The organism is Amycolatopsis coloradensis, assembly GCF_001953865.1.
In the GTDB taxonomy this organism is placed as follows: Bacteria; Actinomycetota; Actinomycetes; order Mycobacteriales; family Pseudonocardiaceae; genus Amycolatopsis; species Amycolatopsis coloradensis.
Map to the genome: position 1 here is coordinate 98884 of NZ_MQUQ01000001.1, position 19391 is coordinate 118274.

General features: G+C 70.5%; 17 protein-coding genes. 8 read left to right on the forward strand and 9 right to left on the reverse strand.

What is annotated here, in order from left to right:
* Positions 1-87 precede the first annotated feature (87 nt).
* The 3 genes from BS329_RS00485 to BS329_RS00495 all read right to left on the reverse strand — a co-directional run bounded on the left by BS329_RS00485 (position 88) and on the right by BS329_RS00495 (position 2013).
* Positions 88-849, reverse strand: coding sequence for a glucose 1-dehydrogenase (locus BS329_RS00485; RefSeq protein ID WP_076154690.1), 762 nt, complete (start codon positions 847-849; stop codon positions 88-90).
* Positions 850-865: 16 nt separating this feature from the next.
* Positions 866-1750: a 3-oxoacyl-ACP reductase gene (locus BS329_RS00490; protein ID WP_076154691.1), complete on the reverse strand. Its 885-nt coding sequence runs from the start codon at positions 1748-1750 to the stop codon at positions 866-868.
* Positions 1751-1821: 71 nt separating this feature from the next.
* Positions 1822-2013 carry a ferredoxin gene (locus BS329_RS00495; RefSeq protein WP_076154692.1) on the reverse strand — a complete coding sequence of 64 codons (192 nt, stop codon included), beginning with the start codon at positions 2011-2013 and terminating at the stop codon, positions 1822-1824.
* Positions 2014-2116: 103 nt separating this feature from the next.
* Here BS329_RS00495 and BS329_RS00500 point away from each other — a divergent pair, with 103 nt between their 5' ends.
* The 5 genes from BS329_RS00500 (at position 2117) to BS329_RS00520 (ending at position 7266) form a co-directional block, all read left to right on the forward strand.
* Positions 2117-3298: an acyl-CoA dehydrogenase family protein gene (locus BS329_RS00500; RefSeq protein WP_076154693.1), complete on the forward strand. Its 1182-nt coding sequence runs from the start codon at positions 2117-2119 to the stop codon at positions 3296-3298.
* 9 nt (positions 3299-3307) lie between these two features.
* Positions 3308-4384, forward strand: coding sequence for an acyl-CoA dehydrogenase family protein (locus tag BS329_RS00505; RefSeq protein ID WP_076154694.1), 1077 nt, complete (start codon positions 3308-3310; stop codon positions 4382-4384).
* On the forward strand, positions 4381-5892 hold the full coding sequence (locus BS329_RS00510) for a long-chain-fatty-acid--CoA ligase (protein WP_076154695.1): 1512 nt from the start codon (positions 4381-4383) through the stop codon (positions 5890-5892). Before BS329_RS00505 ends, BS329_RS00510 begins: the two co-directional genes overlap by 4 nt.
* Before the next feature lie 98 nt (positions 5893-5990).
* Positions 5991-6326 (forward strand): hypothetical protein, encoded by a 336-nt coding sequence (locus BS329_RS00515; RefSeq protein ID WP_244196986.1) that lies wholly within the window; start codon positions 5991-5993, stop codon positions 6324-6326.
* Between the two features lie 28 nt (positions 6327-6354).
* Complete coding sequence (locus BS329_RS00520; RefSeq protein WP_076154697.1) at positions 6355-7266, forward strand: hypothetical protein; 912 nt, start codon at positions 6355-6357, stop codon at positions 7264-7266.
* Here the strand turns inward: BS329_RS00520 and BS329_RS00525 are convergent.
* Genes BS329_RS00525 through BS329_RS00535 form a run of 3 tightly spaced genes read right to left on the reverse strand, consistent with a single transcriptional unit; the run spans position 7259 to position 12034 of the window.
* Positions 7259-9955 (reverse strand): bifunctional acetate--CoA ligase family protein/GNAT family N-acetyltransferase, encoded by a 2697-nt coding sequence (locus BS329_RS00525; RefSeq protein WP_076154699.1) that lies wholly within the window; start codon positions 9953-9955, stop codon positions 7259-7261. The two genes, BS329_RS00520 and BS329_RS00525, sit on opposite strands and share 8 nt — an antisense overlap.
* Position 9956: 1 nt before the next feature.
* Entirely contained in the window at positions 9957-11129 is a 1173-nt protein-coding gene (locus BS329_RS00530) for an acetoin utilization protein AcuC (protein WP_076154701.1), read from the reverse strand.
* Positions 11130-11185: 56 nt separating this feature from the next.
* Positions 11186-12034 carry a sulfurtransferase gene (locus BS329_RS00535; RefSeq protein WP_076154703.1) on the reverse strand — a complete coding sequence of 283 codons (849 nt, stop codon included), beginning with the start codon at positions 12032-12034 and terminating at the stop codon, positions 11186-11188.
* A gap of 108 nt (positions 12035-12142) precedes the next feature.
* Between BS329_RS00535 and BS329_RS00540 the strand changes: the two genes are divergently transcribed.
* From BS329_RS00540 to galE, 3 genes are all read left to right on the forward strand, one after another.
* A complete protein-coding gene (locus BS329_RS00540) occupies positions 12143-12862 on the forward strand; it encodes an iron-dependent transcriptional repressor DtxR (RefSeq protein WP_084749284.1) in 720 nt (239 codons plus the stop codon).
* Entirely contained in the window at positions 12859-14040 is a 1182-nt protein-coding gene (gene galK / locus BS329_RS00545) for a galactokinase (RefSeq protein WP_076154705.1), read from the forward strand. Before BS329_RS00540 ends, galK begins: the two co-directional genes overlap by 4 nt.
* Before the next feature lie 342 nt (positions 14041-14382).
* The gene (galE, locus tag BS329_RS00550) at positions 14383-15342 is read left to right on the forward strand and encodes a UDP-glucose 4-epimerase GalE (RefSeq protein ID WP_143252806.1); all 960 of its coding nucleotides are present in this window, start codon (positions 14383-14385) and stop codon (positions 15340-15342) included.
* Here galE and BS329_RS00555 read toward each other — a convergent pair.
* The 3 genes from BS329_RS00555 to BS329_RS00565 all read right to left on the reverse strand — a co-directional run bounded on the left by BS329_RS00555 (position 15311) and on the right by BS329_RS00565 (position 19345).
* Positions 15311-16375: a DUF4192 domain-containing protein gene (locus BS329_RS00555; RefSeq protein WP_076154707.1), complete on the reverse strand. Its 1065-nt coding sequence runs from the start codon at positions 16373-16375 to the stop codon at positions 15311-15313. The genes galE and BS329_RS00555 overlap by 32 nt on opposite strands.
* 149 nt (positions 16376-16524) lie before the next feature.
* The gene (locus BS329_RS00560; protein WP_076155086.1) at positions 16525-17379 is read right to left on the reverse strand and encodes a M23 family metallopeptidase; all 855 of its coding nucleotides are present in this window, start codon (positions 17377-17379) and stop codon (positions 16525-16527) included.
* A 154-nt stretch (positions 17380-17533) separates the two neighbouring features.
* The gene (locus tag BS329_RS00565; RefSeq protein ID WP_076154709.1) at positions 17534-19345 is read right to left on the reverse strand and encodes a Xaa-Pro dipeptidyl-peptidase; all 1812 of its coding nucleotides are present in this window, start codon (positions 19343-19345) and stop codon (positions 17534-17536) included.
* Positions 19346-19391: the final 46 nt, after the last annotated feature.

A 19391-nucleotide genomic window follows, 5' to 3' on the forward strand; every position in this document is an offset into this window, starting at 1 on the left:
CCTCCCAGTAGCCTGCCCCGAGTCTTACTCCCCCCGCTGACGCCTCGTTGCGTTAGCGGTGTTCACTCTGCTCTCGGCACCCCCGATCTAAAACTTGAGACCATGCGTGGCGCAGGCGCCGCCGTCGGCGACGAACTCCGAGCCCGTGCTGTACGAACTTTCGTCACTGGCCAGGAACAGCACGAGTTTCGCGATGTCCTCCGGCTGCCCGACGCGGCCCAGCGCGACCTTCTTGCCCACCCACGACATGTCGACTTCCCGCCCGCCCGCGGCGGCGGCGACCATCGGGGTGTCGATCGCGCCGGGATGGACCGAATTGACCCGGATGTTCTTCGCGCCGAGTTCGAGCGCCGCGACCTTGGTCATCCCGCGGATCGCGAACTTGCTCGCGGTGTAGGCGACGAGATACGGCATCCCGGCGAGCCCTTCCACAGAGGACACGTTGACGATGGAGCCGCCTCCGGCCCCGGTCATCGGTTCAACGACCGAACGCATCCCGAGAAACGCCCCGATCTGATTGACCCGGATGACGCGTTCGTAGTCGGCGAGCGTGGTCTTGCCGAGTTCGGAGAAGTGCAGGATGCCCGCGTTGTTGACCAGCACCGTCGGCGGGCCGAACTCGGAAACCGTGCGCTCGATCGCGGCGTCCCACTCGGCCTCATCACCGACGTCGAGATGCTGGTAGACGGCCGATTCACCGAGATCGGCAGCGAGTTTCTCGCCGTCGAGGTCGTTGATGTCGGCGATCACCACCCGCGCGCCCTCGGCGATGAACAGCCGCGCGGCCGCCTCGCCCTGTCCCCGGGCGCCGCCGGTGATCAGGGCGACCTTGCCCTCGAGCCTGCCCATCGCTATCTCCTCTTGTTCACGGCAGCGACATGATTTCGGACGCGGAGAACATGCGTTCCGGGTCCCGATCGGCGAAGTAGCCGCCCACACATCCGGCGAGTTCTTCGGTGGTCCACGTGCCGTTGACGGTGTCGAACCGCCGCTCCACCGACGGCGGCCGCATGAGCGCGACCATCCCGCCGTAGACGAGGAAGACCTGACCGTTGACGCGGTCGGACTCGGGCGAGCAAAGGAAGGACACGAACGGCGCCACGTGGTCGACCGAAAGCGGGTCGACACCCTCTGGTGCTTCGGCCCCGAAGACGGCTTCGGTCATCGCGGTGCGGGCGCGCGGGCAGATCGCGTTGGCGCGGACGCCGTACCGGGAAAGGCCGCGCGCGGTGGAGACGGTGAGCGCGGCGATGCCCGCCTTGGCCGCGCCGTAGTTCGGCTGGCCGGGGGCGCCGAGCAGGAACGACTCCGACGCGGTGTTGACCACCCGGCCGTACACCGGCGCCCCGTCCACTTTGGACTTGTCGCGCCAGTACGCCCCGGCGTTGCGGGAAAGCAGGAAATGCCCGCGCAGGTGGACGCCGAGCACGGTGTCCCATTCCTCGTCGGACATCGAGAAGAGCATCCGGTCGCGCAGCACGCCCGCGTTGTTGACCAGGACGTGCAGCCCGCCGAAGTGGTCGACGGCGGCGGTGAGCAGCGCGTCCGCGGTCGCGGATTCCGAGACGTCACCGGTGACCGCGACGGCCTTGCCGCCCTCGGCCTCGATCTCGTCGGCCACCGCCCGCGCCGCGGCCGAGACGTCGTTGACCACCACCGACGCGCCCGCTGCGGCCAGCGCCAGTGCCTCCGCCCGGCCGAGTCCCGCGCCGGCTCCGGTCACGATGGCCGTCTTGCCGTCCAAGCTCACTCCAGGCCTCCTCGCCTCTCCGCACACATTAGAATCTGTTCTTGCTGCGTGCAAGGTCCAAATAGACGGCACTAACCACGTATGAGCAGGGCGTTTTTCGGACAGCTCGCCACGGCTTGAGTAACGCGTTCTACTTGATCCCGTGGAACTTCGGCCGACGTGAGGACCAGCTCCTCCTCGTCGTCGAGATCGAAGATCTCCGGCGCGAAGCCGACACAGATCGCGTTCGCCTCGCAGAGCGAGCGATCGACGTCGATCTCCATATTCCCTCCTCGCCGCCATACCTGGTACAACTAGAACAGGTTCTACCCTACCGCCGCGAGCGGCCATGGCACCAGTAACGAGCACCGACGGCAGAGGTGACGGATGCGGATCGACTACACGCCGGAACAGCGCGCCCTGGCCGGGGAACTCCGGGAGTACTTCACCGGGCTGATGACCCCCGAACGCCGTGAAGCCCTGGCCGGTGACGGCGGCGAGTACGGCGACGGCCTGGTGTACAAGGAAATCGTGCGAGATCTCGGCAGTTCGGGCTGGCTCGCGATCGGCTGGCCCCGCGAGTACGGCGGGCAGGCCCGGCCGATGCTCGACCAGCTCGTCTTCACCGACGAGGCGGCCGCGGCGGGGGTGCCGGTCCCGTTCCTCACGGTGAACACCGTCGGGCCGACCATCATGCGCTACGGCACCGAAGAACAGAAGGCGTTCTACCTGCCGAAGATCGCCGCCGGCGAGCTGCATTTCGCGATCGGCTACTCCGAGCCGGGCGCGGGGACCGACCTGGCGTCGCTGCGCACCCGCGCGGTCCGCGACGGCGACGACTACGTGATCAACGGCCAGAAGATGTGGACGAGCCTGATCGAGTACGCCGACTACGTCTGGCTGGCCGCGCGCACCGATCCCGAGGCCCGCAAGCACAGGGGCCTGAGCATTCTGATCGTGCCGACGACGGCCGACGGCTTCTCTTGGACCAAGGTGCGCACCGTCGCCGGGCCGGGTACGAGCGCGACCTACTACGACGACGTGCGGGTCCCGGTGACCTCCCGGGTCGCCGGGGAGAACGAGGGCTGGCCGCTCATCACGAATCAGCTCAACCACGAACGGGTCGCGCTGACCTCGGCCGCCCCGATCCAGACGTCGTTGCGCGACGTGCGGACCTGGGCGCAGACGACCAAGCTGCCCGACGGCACCCGCGTCGTCGACCAGCCGTGGGTGCGGCTGCACCTGGCGCGGATCCACACGCACGCCGAGTATCTGAAGGTGCGGAACTGGCGGATCGCGTGGGCGGCCGCGAGCAGTGACCTCGGCCCGGCGGAGGCGTCGGCGACCAAGGTGTTCGGCACGGAGTTCGCGACCGAGGCGTACCGGCTGATGATGGAGATCCTCGGTGCGGGCGCCGTGGTCCGCGAAGGCTCCCCCGGCGCGCTGCTGCGCGGCCGGATCGAACGGCTGCATCGTTCATCACTGATCCTCACCTTCGGTGGCGGCACCAACGAGATCCAGCGGGACATGATCGCCGCGACCGCCCTCGGCCTGCCCGTCACGCGCTAGGAGGCATTGATGGACTTCTCGCTCACCGAAGCGCAGCAGGACCTCGCGTCGCTCACGCGCCGGATCCTCACGGACAAGGTCACCCCCGACGTGCTGGGGTCACACGGTTCCGGCGGGTTCGACGCTCCACTGTGGACTTTCCTGGCCCAGGCGGGCGTGGTGGACGCCGCGCTGCCACAGAGTGTCGGTGGCGGCGGGTTCGGGCTGCTGGAGCAGTGTTCCGTACTGGCCGAGATCGGCCGCGCGGTCGCGCCCGTGCCGTACCTGACGTCGGTCGTCATGGCCGCGGCCGCGGTCGCCGAGTTCGGGGACGGGCGCTTGGCCGAGCAGTGGGTCGTCCCGGTCCTGCGTGGCGAGCACGTCCTCGCGGTGGCGCTGCCGGACTACGGCGTGCCGTGCGGCTTCACCGCCGAGGCCGACGGCGGCGGCGGCTGGCGGCTCACCGGCGCCCAGACCGCGGTGTCTTCGGGCGCGTTCGCGCACGGATTCCTCGTGGAGGCCGCGATCGACGGCGGTCGTCAGGTGTTCCTGCTCGACCGGGACTCGGTGACCGTCTCGCCGCAGCGGACCGTCGACCACGCCGACGCCGCGCTCATGGAACTGTCCGGTGCGAAGGCGTCCGTCTCGCTGGGCGATGTCGGTGAATGGCTGCGGTTGCGGGGCACGATCGGTGTCTGCGCGCAACAACTCGGCGTCGTCGAACGGGCGCTGGAGCTGACCGCGGCGTACGCGCGGGAGCGCGAACAGTTCGGCCACCCCATCGGGAGCTTCCAGGCGGTGCGGCAACGGCTCGCCGACGCCTATGTCGACGTCGAAGCCGTCCGGTTGACGTTGTGGCAGGCCGCCTGGCGGCTGAGCGAAGGGCTTCCGGCGGCCGAAGAGGTCGCGACGGCGAAGTTCTGGGCGGCCGAGGCCGGACACCGCGTCGCGCACACCGCCGTGCACGTCCACGGCGGGGTCGGCATCGACGTCGACCACACGCTGCACCGCTACTTCGTCGCGGCGAAACGGCTGGAGTTCACGCTGGGCGGGGCGACCGCGCAGGCGCGCGGGCTCGGCGACCTCCTGGCCGCGGACCCGGCATGACGCCCACGGTCACGGATCTCCTGCTCGCCCGGGCAGAAGACCCGTCGACCGGGCTGCTGTTCGAGGACCGGCGCTGGTCCTGGGCCGAACACGTCCGAACCTGCGCCGGTCACGCCGCCACGCTCACCGCGATGCTGCGGCCCGGCGGGCATTTCGGGCTGCTCGCGGACAACGTCCCGGAGTTCTCGTTCCTGCTCGGCGGCGCGGCGCTTTCCGGCCATGTCCTGGTCGGCCTGAACCCGACGCGCCGGGGCACGGCGCTGGCCCGCGACGTCGCGCTGGCCGATTGCGAGCTGGTGTTCGCGGAGGAGAAGTACCTTCCACTGCTGTCCGAGACGACCGTCCCGGTGCTGCCGCTGAGCGATCTCGAACCGCCGCGGGAGGCGGTCGTTCCCGTGGCCGCGAGGCCCGAAGACCTGCTCATGCTGATCTTCACCTCCGGTACCAGCGGGGACCCGAAGGCCGTCCGGTGCACACACGGCAAAGTCGCCTATCCCGGCGAGATGCTGGCCACCCGGTTCGGGCTGTCCACCCAGGACACCGTGTACGTGTCGATGCCGATGTTCCACTCCAACGCCATCATGGCGGGCTGGTCGGTCGGGCTCGCCGCGGGTGCGGGCATCGCGCTGCGGCGGCGGTTCTCCGCCTCCGGATTCCTGCCGGACATCCGGAAGTTCGGGGCGACGTACGCCAACTACGTCGGCAAGCCACTGTCTTATGTGCTCGCTACTCCCGAGCGGGATGGCGACGCCGACAACCCGCTGAAACTGGTCTACGGCAACGAAGGCGCGGAAGCGGACCTCGCCGCGTTCGGCATCCGGTTCGGCTGTCACGTGGCCGACGCGTTCGGTTCGACCGAGGGCGGCGTGAACTTCGGCCGGGACGCCACCACGCCGTCCGGTTCACTCGGCCGTCTGCTCGACGGGATCGCGATCCTCGACCCGGAGACCGGGAAACCCTGTCCCCCGGCGGAATTCGACGCCGCCGGGAAGCTGCTCAACGCCGCCGAGTCGGTCGGCGAACTGGTCAACACCGGTGGCGCGGGCTTCTTCGCCGGGTACTACGGCGATCCCGACGCCGAGGCCGAGCGGATGCGCGACGGCATGTACCACACCGGAGACCTGGCGTACCTCGACGCGGACGGCTACTGCTACTTCGCCGGCCGGCTCGGCGACTGGCTCCGCGTCGACGGCGAGAACCTCGGCACCGCCCCGATCGAACGCGTGCTCCTCCGGCATCCCGCCGTCCGCGAGGCGGCCGTGTACGGGGTGCCGGATCCGCGGGTGGGCGACCAGATGATGGCCGCGCTGGTCTGCCGGGCACCGGTCGACGCGGGCGAACTCGCCGCTTTCGTGGCGGCGCAAGGCGATCTCGGGCCGAAACAGCGGCCTCGCTTCGTTCGGGTGGTCGAGGAACTACCGCGGACGGCGACGCACAAGGTACTCAAGCGGGAGCTGGCGGCGGACGGCCCCGGCAACGCCTGGGAACTCCGGTACCCCCACCCCTGACTCCCGCGTTTCGTCCTCTAGTTGCGGTAGTTCGCGTTGCCAACTACCGCAACTAGAGGACGAAACGCGGGGTGGGTGGGATCCCTACGTTCGGTGCCATGACACGAACACCGCGCCGGATCGGCGTCCTCGCCACCGCGCTCGCACTGCCCGCCGTACTCGTCACGTCGTCCGCGTCGGCGGCACCCGTCCGCTTCGGCCTTTCCGCACCGACCGGCCCGTACGCGGTCGGCAGCACCGACCTGCACCTGGTCGATCACTCCCGCCAGGACCCGCGGGTTCCCGGCGTCACGCGGGAACTGATGGTCACCGTGCGGTACCCGGCCCTGCCGAGCGGGAAACCGAGGGCGCCGTACATGGCGCCGGGAATCGCGGAGTTCACCGGCCACGATGCGGGCCTCGCGGCGCGGTCTCCCCAGGACTGGGATTCCTGATCGGCGCCGTTCCCGGCAGACTGTCGGCGTGACACGTCTGAGGAAGCACTGGCTCTGGCCGCTCGTGATCAGCGTGCTCGCACTCATCGCCTTCGCCGGGCTCGGCCTGCTGACCCGGGCGGTGCTCGGCTCGCGGGGCAACCGGGCGCTGGCGGACACCGGCGAGTTCGGGGTGTGGTCGCTGCTGATCGGGGCGTCGGCGGTGCTGTTCGCCTTCCTGTTCGCGCACTCGGTCCACCTGACTGCCTGGCGCCGTCTGGCCGGTGTCGCGCTGTGGAAACCGGCGCTGGCGTACGGGATCTTCGCGGCGATCCTGTTCGCGTTCCAGTGGAAGGCCGGTTCGCCGATCGGAGACCTCAAGCCCACGACGGCGATCGGGATCTCGCGGACCCTGCTCGCGCTCGGCCTGATCGCGGCGGCGCCCGCGGTACTGGGCCTGTGGCTCAACCACACCCGCCTGCGCCGGATCTCGCGGGTGCTCGACGGCGAAACGCGGGCGCGCGCGGACGACGTGCTCGGCGAACTCCTCGACTGCAAGCGCGCCAACGAGGTCTGTCTCACGGTACTGGCGCTCATCGTGTCCACGGCGGTCATCGACGCCGGGGCCCAGCGCCGGGCGTTCCTCGCGACCGGGACCCCGAAGGAAGCCTTCCCGGCGGAAAGCGTGCTGCTCTACGGCGCGCTGTTCACCGCGATCTCGCTGCTGCTCTACGTTCCGGTGTTCCTCGCGTGGAAGACCCGGTCCGTGCGGCTGGTGGACGAGATCTACCCGCTGCCGCGCGACGCGCGTCCCACCGAGGACTGGCTGGCGGGCCGTGCCCGCCTGACCCAGCTTCTGGGCACCGACGCCACCGTGGGCAAGACCGTCACGGTGGCGTTCGGGATCCTCGCGCCGCTGGCGGTGAGCGCGCTCAGCGTGGCGATCCCCGGACTCAAGTAGGGGCGTTGATCGGCCGCAGCCGTCGCGGCCCGGTGTCGGGACGGGACGGGGGCGGGCCCAGCACGATCCGCGCGTTGGCGACGAAAGCGCCGTCCGGTGAGGCCAGGATCGGGTCGAGCGTCATCGAGCGAATCTCGGGGTTGTCCTCGGCGAGCGCCGCGACACGCAACACGATGTCCTGCAACGCGGCCAGATCCGCCGGTTCGTCGCCGCGGTACCCGGTGAGCAGCGGTGAGGTCCGCGGTTCGCGCAGCAGTGTGGCGGCGTCGACGTCGGTGAGCGGGACGGCGCGGTAGGCCCGGTCCCCCAGCAGGGTGCTGACCAGACCGGAGAGACCGAACGACACGAGCGAGCCGAACGACGGGTCGTCCTGGAGCCCGATCACGCACGACAGGCCCTTCGGCGCCATCCGCTGGACGTAGACCTCCTCGTCGCCGGAGACCTCCCGCAGATCGAGGTACGCCCGGCGCACTCCGTCCACAGAGGACAGATCGAGCCGCACTCCGGCGAGGTCCGGCCTGCCGCGCAGCCGCTCGTCGACGGCCTTGAGGGTGACCGGGAACCCCAGGTCCTCGGCCGCTTTCACCGCGTCGTCCGCGGACGTCACGACCTGGAACGGGACGACGTCGATGCCGTAGCAGCCCAGGAGCCGGACCACGTCGTCGTCGGAGAGCAACGTCGTCCTGCCGTCCTCACCCGCCAGCAGTTGCGCGACGACCACCTGCGCCTGCTCGGTGTGCAATCCCGCCGGCCGCACCAGGTTTCCCTGCGGCCGCTGCCGCCAGGCGGCGTAGCGCACGACTCGCGCGAGCGCGTTCACCGCGCGCTCCGGGCTGGGGTACGACGGGACCGAGCCCCTCGTCGGCACGCCGTCCTCGGACAGCACGGCCAGTTCGTCCGGCACGCCCTCGACGGCGAGGAAGGTCGACACGATCGGCTTGTTCTTGTCCATCTGGACCACGGCCTCCCGCAACGCGCGGGCGTAGGCGGTGCCCGGGATCGCGAGCGGTGGCACGAAGACCACGACGAGCGCGTCGGTCTCCGGGGAGTTCAGTGCTTCGCGCACCGCCCCGGCGAACTCCTCCGGGCTCGCCTGCGGCCCGACGTCGACCGGATCGGAGGCCAGCCGGAGGCCCTGCGCCCGCGCGGTGTCGGCGGCGAGCAGCCCGATGGCGCTGGAGTTCCCGACGATCCCGATCCGCGGGCCCGCGGGCAGCGGCTGGTGCGCGAAGACCAGCGCGGTGTCGAAGAGTTGCGCGAGCGTGTCGACGCGGACGACGCCCGCCTGCTCGAACAGGGCCTGGACACTGGATTCGTCGACCTCGGCCGAGGTCGCGGCGAGTTGCGGGCGGACGGCGTGCCTGCCGGATTTCACCGCCACCACCGGCTTCGTCCGCGCCAGCCGCCGGGCGAGCCGCGCGAACTTGCGCGGATTGCCGAACGATTCCAGATACAGCAGGACGAGGTCGGTCGCGGGATCGGTTTCCCAGTACTGGAGGAGGTCGTTGCCGGAGACGTCGGCCCGGTTCCCCGCCGAGACGAACGTCGAGAGCCCGAGGCCGCGTGACTCGGCGTCGGCGAGGATCGCGGTGCCCAGCGCGCCGGACTGGCAGAAGAACCCGGTGCGGCCGCGGGCGGGCAGGCGCGGCGCGAGGGTGGCGTTGAGCCGGACCGAGGCGTCGGTGTTGAGCACGCCCAGCGCGTTCGGCCCGACGACGCGCATGCCGTGCGCCCTGGCCTCCCCGACCAGCCTCAGTTCGGCGTGCAGACCGTGCGGCCCGGCCTCGGCGAACCCGCCCGAGACGATGAGAAGGGTCTTGACCCCCTTCGCCAGCGCACCGTCCAAAACGGACTCGACGGCTTCGGCGGGGACGGCGACCAGCGCGAGGTCGACGTCGTCGGGAATGTCCACGACGGACGGATACGCGCGCACGCCGCGGACGGACTTGTGCTCCGGGTTGACCGGGTAGACGGTTCCGGCGAAATCGGCGCTCAGCAGGTTGGTGAGGGCGACGTAGCCGATCTTCGTCGGATCGGTGGACGCACCGATCACCGCGACCGACTTCGGGTGCAGCAGATTGTGCACGCTGCGTGCCTCGGCGGCCTGCTCCCGCGACCGGGCGACCGCGAGGGACTCCTCGGTCGGGTCGATGTCGAACTCCAGGTGCAGCACGCCTTCTTCGATCTCACGGCTGACCTGGTAACCCGCGTCGCGGAACACGCGGACCATCCCCGCGTTCTCGGCGAGCACCTCGGCGACGAACCGGCGCAGCCCGGATTCCGAGGCGGCGGCGGCCAGATGCTCCAGCAGGATCGACCCGAGACCGCGCCCCTGGTGGGCGTCGTCGACAACGAACGCGACCTCCGCCGACGGCCCGTGTTCGAGTCGTTCGTAGCGGCCGACCGCCACGATGTCGTCGCCCAGCAGTGCGACGAACGCGACCCTGTCGTGGTGGTCGACGACGGAGAACCGTTCCAGATCCCGCTGCGGGATCCGGGGATAGGCGCCGAAGTACCTGAAGTACCGGGTGCGTTCGGACAACCGGCCGTGGAACGCGACGAGCCCGTCGGCGTCACTGGGGATCACCGGGCGCAGGTGCACCGTGCCGCCGTCGGAGAGCAGGACGTCGGCCTCCCACTCGCGTGGGTAGTCGAAGGGGTCGCGGTTATCGGTGCCCTCACTGGTCATGTCAGTCCCTCGGATCGTCCGGATCGAGGCCGTGCAGCGGGAAGATCGCGCGGCGGGTGTCGCGGATGGCGATGTCGACCGGCTCGTCCGCCCCGTCTCCCCACGGGACGAAAGCGGTGTCGCGGTCGTCGGACATGCGGGCCGGGATCTCGGCGTTCGGCGCGGCCCTGGAGACGGACGCGACCCAGTTCGGCGGTAACGCCGTCGCCGGATCGACGTCGCGGTCGAGCACGGTGGCGAGCAGATGCGTCCAGGAACGCGGGACCACGCGGATCAGCTGATAACCACCGCCGCCCACGGCGAGCCAGCGGCCGCCGGCGTGCGCTTCGGACAGTTCGCGCAGCCGCCGGTAGATGGCGCGGTGACCGTCGACCGAGAGCGAGAGGTCGGCCAGCGGGTCCTCCTCGTGCGAGTCGACCCCGCACTGGGTGACGAGGATCTGTGGCCGGAACTGCTCCAGCATCGACGGCACGACCGCTTCGAACGCCCGCAGCCAGCCGCCGTCACGGGTACCGGGCGGCAGTGGGAGGTTGACCGCGGTGCCCTCGGCGCCGCCTTTGCCGATCTCCGCCGAGTAGCCCGTTCCCGGCCACAGCGTGAACGGATGCTGGTGCAGTGACAAGGTCAGCACGCGGGGATCGTCGTAGAACGCGGCCTGTACCCCGTCGCCGTGGTGCACGTCGGTGTCGACGTAGGCGATCCGGTCGAAACCGTGGTCCAGCAGCCACGAGATCGCCACCGAGCAGTCGTTGTAGACGCAGAAGCCCGACGCCCTCTCCGGCATCGCGTGGTGCAGCCCGCCGGCGATGTTCACCGCGCGGGTCGCCTCGCCGTCGGCGATCTTGCGGGCGGCGAGCAACGTCGAGCCGACGACCAGTGCCGAGGCCTCGTGCATCCCGGTGAACACCGGATTGTCCTCGGTGCCGAGCCCGTGCGCGAAATCGGCGCCGGTCATCGGGGCCTGCCGGACGGCCTCGATGTACTCGCCGAGGTGGACGCGGCGGAGTTCGTCGTCCCCCGCCGGGCCGGGGACGAGCAGTTCGACCCCGTCGAGCACGCCCAGTTCGGTGGCGAGCCGGATGGTCAGTTCGAGCCGCACCGGATTGAACGGATGCTCGCCGCCGAGGTCGTAACCCAGCAGCGAGGAGTCCCAGACGACGGCCGGTGCTCGCATGGCACGGACTCTAGTGCCCGGAAGCGGCTCATGCCCCGTTTCCGGGCAGCGGCGGGTCAGCCGGGCAGGTCCCCCGTGGCCACCGGACGCTCCGGATCGCGGGACCAGTGCGACCACGAACCCGCGTACAGCGCCGCGGGCTCCGGGTGACCGGCGACCTCGAGCGCGAGGACGACGGACGAGGCGGTGACGCCCGATCCACAGTAGACACCGATCGGGGTCTCCGTGGTCACGCCGAAGCCTTCGAACCGCTCGGCCAGTTCCGAGGCGTCGCGCCAGCGGCCGTCCTCCGCGAGATGCCCGGAGAAGTGCGCGTTGACCGCGCCGGGGATGTGCCCGGCGCGCGGGTCGATCGGCTCGGTCTCCCCCGCGTACCTCGGCTTGGCCCTGGCGTCGAAGAGCAGTCCTTCCCTGGCCAGCGTGGCGGCCTCGGCCGCGTCCAGCACCGGCATACCGCCGGGCTCCACGACGATGTCGCCCTCCTCGGGTGCGGGGACCTCGTCCGTGAGCGGGCGCTCCTCCTCGGCCCAGGCGGCGAACCCGCCGTCCAGCACGGCGACCTCGGTGTGCCCGGCCCAGCGCAGCAGCCACCACGCCCGGGCCGCGACCGATCCGTCGGAGTCGTCGTAGACCACGACCGGGTGACCGGCGCGGACCCCCGCCGCCCGCAAATGCCGTTGCAGCGTCGCCGGATCGGGCAGCGGGTGACGGCCGCCGTCGCCCGGCTCCCCGGCGAGCGCCGTGTCGAGGTCGACGTACACCGCTCCCGGGAGATGTGCCTCACGATAGGAATCGGCACCGGGCGGGCCCACGAGCCGCCAGCGGACGTCGAGGACTACGGAGCGTGCCGATTCCGGTGTGGAGAGCTGCGCGGCGAGTTCGCTGGTGGTGATCATGGGGCGCATGGGCCCATCTTCCCGCGCGTGGTGGCTCCACGCCCAGCTTGGGGGACTTTTCCCGCTTCGAAGCTTGTTGTCCCCACGCCTGCGTCGCTGTCGGTGCCAGCGACTACGATGAGCTACGCGGACGAAGGGGACAGCGTGAACGATCTCATCGACACCACAGAGATGTACTTGCGTACGATCTACGAGCTCGAAGAAGAGGGTGTCGTCCCGCTGCGGGCCCGGATCGCGGAGCGGCTGCAACAGAGTGGCCCGACCGTGAGCCAGACCGTCGCCAGGATGGAACGCGACGGACTGGTCGTGGTCGCGGACGACAGGCACCTGCAGCTGACCGACCACGGTCGCGAACTCGCGATCGCCGTGATGCGGAAGCACCGGCTGGCCGAGCGCCTCCTGGTCGATGTGATCGGCCTGGAATGGGAGCACGTCCACAACGAGGCCTGCCGCTGGGAACACGTGATGAGCGAGGCCGTCGAGCGCAAGCTGGTCAAACTGCTCGACCACCCCACCACCTCTCCCTACGGCAACCCGATCCCGGGACTGGACAAGCTCGGCGACGGCGATCCTGCCCCGCCCGCCGAAGCCGACCTGGTGCGGCTCGACGAGTTCGCCCGCATGGGTGGCGGTGACGTCGAGATCCGCCGCATCGCCGAACACGTGCAGCTCGACGAGACGCTGATGACGGAACTGAAGTCGGTCGGCATCGTGCCCGGCGGCCGGGTCAAGGTCGGCAAGACGGCACCCGGCGGGACCATCGAGGTCACCGGCGGGAACAACATCGCCCAGGTGCCCGTTTCGGCGCTGCACGCCGTGCTGGCGCAGGCCAGGTGAGGGCCGCGTCCGACGCCGCGGCGACCTTCCGGACCCTCCACGACCGGGCTCCGGCAGGGGTGTGGTCCGCGCCCGGCCGAGTGAACCTGATCGGCGAGCACACCGACTACAACGACGGTTTCGTGCTGCCGTTCGCCCTGCCGCACCGGCTCGCCGCCGCGGCGAGCCCGCGCGAGGACGGCGTCCTGACCGTCGCCACCCTGGGGTCGGACGGCCGGGTCCAGGAATCCGGCCCGCTCACCATCGCCGACCTGCGCCCCGGCGCGGTCGAGGGGTGGGCCGCGTACCCGGCGGGGGTCGCTTGGGTACTGCGCGACCAGGGACTCGGCGTCGGCGCGGACGTGGTGATCGCGGGGAACGTGCCCTCGGGGGCGGGGCTGTCCTCCTCCCACGCGCTCGAATGCGCCGTCGCGCTCGCCCTCCTGGGGCTGACGGGCGTCACTCCGGGGACCGGCGCGGGCGCGCCTGCCCTGCATGAAGTGGCCCGCTGGGTGCAGCGTTCGGAGAACGACTTCGTCGGAGCGCCGACCGGCCTGCTCGACCAGACCGCTTCCTTGTGCTGCACGGAATCGAACGTGCTGTTCCTCGACGTCCGCACCGGCGAGATGGAGCAGGTGCCGTTCCCGCTGGAGGAATCCGGCGTCCGGATCCTGATCATGGACACCCGCACGAAGCACTCGCACGCCGAGGGCGGCTACGGCGAACGCCGGAGGGGCTGCGAGCGCGCCGCGGAACTGCTCGCAGTGAAGGCGCTCAGGGACATCGGCGTCGCTGGGCTGGACACCGCGCTCGCCAAGCTGCCGGACGACTTGGTGCCGCTGGTGCGCCACGTGGTGACGGAGAACCAGCGCGTCCTCGACACCGTGGACCTGCTGCGGGCGGGCCGGATCACCGAGATCGGCCCCCAGCTGGACGCCTCGCACGTCAGCATGCGCGACGACTACCGGATCTCCACCCGTGAACTCGACCTCGCCGTCGAGTCGGCTCGCGAAGCCGGGGCGCTCGGCGCGCGGATGACCGGCGGCGGTTTCGGCGGCTCGGCGATCGCGCTGGTCCGCGAGTCCGATGTGGACACCGTGGGGCGAGCGGTCAAGGCCGCGTATGAGGCGGCGGATCTGCGTCACCCCAGGCTGTTCACCGCGGTGCCTTCGCGCGGCGCGGGTCACGACGACCTTTAGGCATCTGGCGAGAGGGCTGCCCACCGTCCCGATCGGCCGGGCGAGGCAGGACTGTGCGAATTTATGGTCATCCGAACGACGCTGTTGGCGAAGGCGCCACGCGAAAGGCCCCTGGTCGCCGCGTGCTCTTGGGCGGGACACGCGTGCTTGGATGGCGATCACGTGTGTTTGAAGGCGGAACTCGCGTGTGTGGAAGCGGAACACACGGCGGATCCGCCTCACGAGAGGCCTTTCGACCCCCGGACGCGTCCGGTGCCCGGGGGCGTGGAGACTGAGCCGCGACCGCATCCGCAGCAGAAAGGCGCGAACGTGACCGACGAACCGACCAGGACCCTGAAGCTGATGGTGACGGGCGGAGCCGGTTATGTGGGCAGCGTCTGCGCGGCCCGTCTCATCGAGGCCGGGCACGACGTCACGGTGGTCGACGACCTCTCCACCGGGCACGCCGACGCGGTGCACCCGGACGCCACCTTCGTCGAGGGCGACGCCGCCGAGGTCGCGCGGCGCATCCTCGGCGACGGGTTCGACGGTGTCCTCCACTTCGCCGCCAAGTCGCTGGTCGGCGAGTCGATGACGGATCCGGCGAAGTACTGGGAAGGCAACGTCCTGACCTCGCTCCGCCTGCTCGAGGCGATGCGCGACCACGGCACGAAGCGGCTGGTGTTCTCCTCCACCGCCGCCACCTACGGCGAACCCGAGTCCTCTCCCATCCCGGAAACCGCGCCGGCGCGGCCGACGAACACCTACGGCGCGACGAAGCTGGCCATCGACCACGCGATCACGTCGTTCTCGCGCGCGCACGGCATCGCCGCGGTGAGCCTGCGTTACTTCAACGTCGCGGGCGCCTACGGCTCCTTCGGCGAGCGGCACACCACAGAGACCCACCTGATCCCCCTCGTTCTCCAGGTCGCCACCGGGGACCGCGAGCGGATCCAGATCTTCGGTGACGACTACCCGACCGCGGACGGCACCGCCATCCGCGACTACATCCACGTGGTCGACCTCGCCGACGCACACCAGCTGGCCCTGCGCCACGCCGCCGACGGCGAGCACCGCATCTACAACCTCGGCAGCGGCACCGGTTTCTCCGTGCTCGAGGTGATCGAGGCGTGCCGCCGCATCACCGGTCACGAGATCCCCGCCGCGGTCGCGCCGCGCCGGGCGGGTGACCCGTCGGTGCTGGTGGCCTCCAGCGAGCGCGCGGGTGGCGAACTCGGCTGGAAGCCCGAGCGCACCGACCTCGACGGCATCGTGGCCGACGCGTGGGAGTTCACGCGGTCCCGCCCAGCGGCCCGAGGCTGAACGGCGGCGGCCTTTCCTCCCGCTGCCGCAGGATGATCCCGGCCACTTCGGACGGAGCCAGCATCCCGTCCAGGGCGGCTGTCAGCAGTCCGGTCATCCTGTGCTCCGGATCGACTTCGCGAGCCCTGGCCAGCGCCATCCCGGCGACGGTCAGGTCACCGCGAGCGTAGGCGGCGTGCGCTTTCAAGCACAGCGCCTCGGCGGATTCCGGCTCGGGCAGCTCACGGGCGAGGCAGAGCCAGAGATCTTCCGCGGTCCGAGCCAGCGGCGAGTCCGCCGGTGCGGCGGTGAGCAGGCACGCGTCCCGGACTTCGACCAGGGACAGCGCCCAGGCCAAGCGGACGGCCTGATCGTCGGTGACCACCTGGTCACCACGCTCGACACGGGCGAGCGCCGCGTTCACCTCGGCGAGCGCCGCCTCGGCGACGGCGCCTCCTTCCCAAGGCGGCTCCGCCAGCCGGGTCAGGAGTTCGGAACGCCGCGCGAGCGTTTCCGGCGGACCGGCTTCGAAGAGACGCTCCAGATCCTCCCTGCTCTCACGGGTGACGTGGCCGGCGCTGGTGACGACCGCGGCGATCACCGACTCGCGAGGGTCGGGCAGGAGGCCGCCGCAGTCCCGGTCGCGGTAGCACCCCCACCGCACGCCGGCGGTGATGGACGGCACCCACAGCGAGTGCAGCAGGGGGATGTCGTGCTCGGCGAGCGCGGATTCCAGGCGCCGGACGAAGCGGCGGCGCGGTGGCCGCCCGGCCGGATTCGGGGAACCGCCGCCGACGACGGCCACCGTGGTGCCGGTGTGCGCGGTCGCGGCGAGCCTGCCCGCGACGGCCAGCGCCTGTTCCCGCTCGAGACCGGGAGGCGGGAGGTCCACACGCAGGGTCATGCCCTGCCGCTTGCGGTCCGGCCCGCGCTGCCCGAAGACGACGACGGAGTTCTCGGGGTGAAACCCGAGGATGTACGGGATCGCGGCGAGCAGGTCCGCCGGATCCTTCAGATCGACCTTGGTCCTGCCGGTCGGGGTGGAAGTGGTCATGCCCCCACTCTGCGGCGGGAATGGGGCCGCCGGGTGGGGGCAGGACACATCTGTGGACAGCCGGGACCGTTGTGCACAACCGCCGCGGACCGGGCGCGGGAACGCGGATCCTGTCGGTGGGGTGGTCTATCGTGCCCGGCCCTTCGGGGTCAGTCGCAGTGTTCGAACGGGCTCTCGTAGGCGTTCGCCCCGACCGAACCGCCCCACTTGACGCAGGTCGAGGCAGCCGTCTTCTTCACGGGCCCGGCGTAGTAGGTGAAGCTGCCGGAGTCGGTCGTGCGAGCCGATCCCTGGACTTCGAGGAACGCCGACACCGGCGACGCGGTGCCGAGCGAAACCGCCTTCAGCGTGGTCACGCAGTTGGACTTGGTCGAAGAGTTGTAGAGCAGGTACGCCGTGCCGGAGCCGTTGGCGAGCGACTGCGAGTCGACCACCGAGAACCCGCTGCCGCACACCTCGGTGGCCTCATACGGGTTGCCGCCGCACGAGTTCTTGCTGGTGAAGTTCGTGTGGCCGTAGTACGGCACCGCGACCCCGTTCAGCTTCGCCTTCTGCGCCGTTCCGTTGAGCCGCTCTTCGAAGTGCAGGTGCGGACCGGTCACCCCGCCGGTGGCCCCGGCCGTGCCGATCTGCTTGCCGAGGCTGACGGCCTGGCCGACCGAGACCGACTGGGTCGACAGGTGGGCGTAACGGGTGGTCCAGCCGCCACCGTGATCGATCTCGACCCAGCGCCCGTAGCTCGTGCTGCCTTCGTTGGCGACCCGGCTGACGGTGCCGCCCGCCGAGGCGAGCACCGGCATCCCGGTGATCCCCGACTTCTGGAAGTCGACCGAGTTCGCCGGGCTGTGCCCGCTGAACGTCGCGGCCGTGACCGTCACCCCGCACTTGAACGGGACCTGGAAGTTCGGAGCCGCCGACGCCTGCGTCGTTCCGGCCAGGGTCAGGCCGAGCGCGGGAATGACGGTGGCCGCGGCGAGTACTGCGAGGCGGCGCAACCTGGACATGGAGACCTCCATCGGATGGGGAAGCCGGACGCCGCGAAGCAAAGCCGGGCGAAATACATTTTCCATACAAGGCCGAGGTCGGGTCGGCGTTTTCGGCCAGGAAACGCCGGATGCCACGCCCCCGAGGGGAACGTGGCATCCGGAGCGGGACGGCTCAGCCGAAGGCGGCGCGCAGCGCGGGCTTCCCGCCCGTCACCGGCAGCACCACGGTGGTCCGGTTCAGTTCGAGCGAGATCCCCGCCCCGGGCTTCGGCCGGAGCGTGTAGTCGTGGTCGCTGGAGGCCAGCAGGAACTCGATCTTGTGCCCGGCCGCGAGCAGGTAGTCCTTCGCCACCAGCTCGACCTCGATCTGGTAGCTCTCACCGGGGGTGATCGGGTCGGTGCGGGCCGGGTCGCGGCGGTTCTGCGGGTCGGTCCAGCCTCGGCTGATCACCTTGGCCGTACCGTTCGGGGCGCGGTCGACGAGCACCGCCGTCACGTTGGCGGCGGGCTTGTCGAAGGACACCGACAAATCGACCTTCGCGGTGCCTGCCAGGCGTACGGGCTGTTTCGCGGCGGTGGTCGAGTACAGCAGCCGGTTGCCCGACGAGGTCGCGTTGGCGAGCTGTTCGACGGTCTTGCTCGCGTCGTCGGCCAGCTTCTCGACGGCGGCCTTGCCCGGAACGGAGTTGCGCGTGTCGAGCTTGCCCTTCGAGGAACCACCGGGCCACGGGTGAAGCTTCACGTCCTGGGTGCCGGGCAGCGGCCACTCCGGCTCGTCCACCCACGACTTGTCCTCGCGCTGGATGGTGGCCTTCGGCTCGCGTTCGATGCCGTTGTCCACGTCGTAGAGGTAGTGCGACATCCACTTGTTGATCGTGGCGAGCCAGACGTCGCGGCGGAGGCTGATCGGGTCGCTGTGGCCGGACTGGTGCAGCCAGATCTTGTGCTCGACGCCGTGCTGCTTGAGCGCTTCGTACCAGCGCGTGCCCTGATCGGTCTTGACGTTCCAGTCGTTGAGGCCGTGCACGACGAGCACCGAGGCTCGGACCTTGCGCACGTCGTCCCGGTAGTTCCGCACGTCCCAGAAGGGGCTGTAGTCGCCGGTCACCCGGTCCTGGTCGACGGCGATACGGTCGATCAGCGGGCGGCAGACGGCGCGATCCTGGCGTGTGTAGACATAGTCCGCGAGCACGTCCGCGTCCTCGCCCTGGAAACCGCCCGCCGCGACGACGGCGCCGTCGTTGCGGTAGTAGTCGTACCAGCTGGAGATCGCCGCGATGGGGACGATCGTCTCCAGCCCTTCGACGCCGGTGCTGGCCACCGCGTTGGGCAGCGTGCCGTTGTAGGAGACGCCGGTCATGCCGGTCTTGCCGGTGCTCCAGTCCGCGACCGCGGCCTTGCCCGCGGCGTCCCGCGCCGCCGCGCGGCCGTTCAGCCAGTCCACAATGGACTTCGCGCCGATGGTCTCGTTGACGTCGCCGGTGCTAGGGCAGCCGGTGGACTGGCCGCTGCCGAGTGACTCCCCGTACACCACGGCGAAGCCGCGGGCGATGAAGTAGTTCTGGTAGCTCCAGTTGATGGGCGCCGGGTTCGGGCCGACGGTCCTGGTCGCGATCCGCGGGCCCGCGGGGGCGCGTTTGGCGCCGGGCACGTACAGCTCGGTGTCGACGTTGTGGTTCGCGACGTCGTTGCCGCCCGCGTAGTACGGGCTGGCCTGGTAGACGACCGGGACCTTCATGCCCTGCTGGGTCGCGCGCGGCCGCACCACCTCCGCGTGCACGAGGTCGTCCTTGCCGTCGCCGTCGCTGTCGACCGGCGCGGTGACCCAGACGTTCTCCCGGATGACGTCCGCCGGGTCGAACACCGGTTGCGCCTGCCCGTCCTTGAAGACCGGTGTCGGCGGCGTGTCGGCTTGAGCAGGCAGAGCCGTCGCTGGAAGAACCAGGACGGCGGTGAACAAGGCGGCGAGTCTGGCGACTCTCACGTGACCCCCAAAGGCGGGCGGGTAAGACGCAGCTGAGGTTTCCGGC

Coding starts and splice junctions, on each gene's coding strand:
- BS329_RS00485 (WP_076154690.1), bottom strand. CDS start 849: ATGGGCAGGCTCGAGGGCAAGGTCGCCCTGATCACCGGCGGCGCCCGG.
- BS329_RS00495 (WP_076154692.1), bottom strand. CDS start 2,013: ATGGAGATCGACGTCGATCGCTCGCTCTGCGAGGCGAACGCGATCTGT.
- BS329_RS00500 (WP_076154693.1), top strand. CDS start 2,117: ATGCGGATCGACTACACGCCGGAACAGCGCGCCCTGGCCGGGGAACTC.
- BS329_RS00505 (WP_076154694.1), top strand. CDS start 3,308: ATGGACTTCTCGCTCACCGAAGCGCAGCAGGACCTCGCGTCGCTCACG.
- BS329_RS00510 (WP_076154695.1), top strand. CDS start 4,381: ATGACGCCCACGGTCACGGATCTCCTGCTCGCCCGGGCAGAAGACCCG.
- BS329_RS00515 (WP_244196986.1), top strand. CDS start 5,991: ATGACACGAACACCGCGCCGGATCGGCGTCCTCGCCACCGCGCTCGCA.
- BS329_RS00525 (WP_076154699.1), bottom strand. CDS start 9,955: ATGACCAGTGAGGGCACCGATAACCGCGACCCCTTCGACTACCCACGC.
- BS329_RS00530 (WP_076154701.1), bottom strand. CDS start 11,129: ATGCGAGCACCGGCCGTCGTCTGGGACTCCTCGCTGCTGGGTTACGAC.
- BS329_RS00535 (WP_076154703.1), bottom strand. CDS start 12,034: ATGCGCCCCATGATCACCACCAGCGAACTCGCCGCGCAGCTCTCCACA.
- BS329_RS00540 (WP_084749284.1), top strand. CDS start 12,143: ATGAGCTACGCGGACGAAGGGGACAGCGTGAACGATCTCATCGACACC.
- galE (WP_143252806.1), top strand. CDS start 14,383: ATGGTGACGGGCGGAGCCGGTTATGTGGGCAGCGTCTGCGCGGCCCGT.
- BS329_RS00555 (WP_076154707.1), bottom strand. CDS start 16,375: ATGACCACTTCCACCCCGACCGGCAGGACCAAGGTCGATCTGAAGGAT.
- BS329_RS00560 (WP_076155086.1), bottom strand. CDS start 17,379: ATGTCCAGGTTGCGCCGCCTCGCAGTACTCGCCGCGGCCACCGTCATT.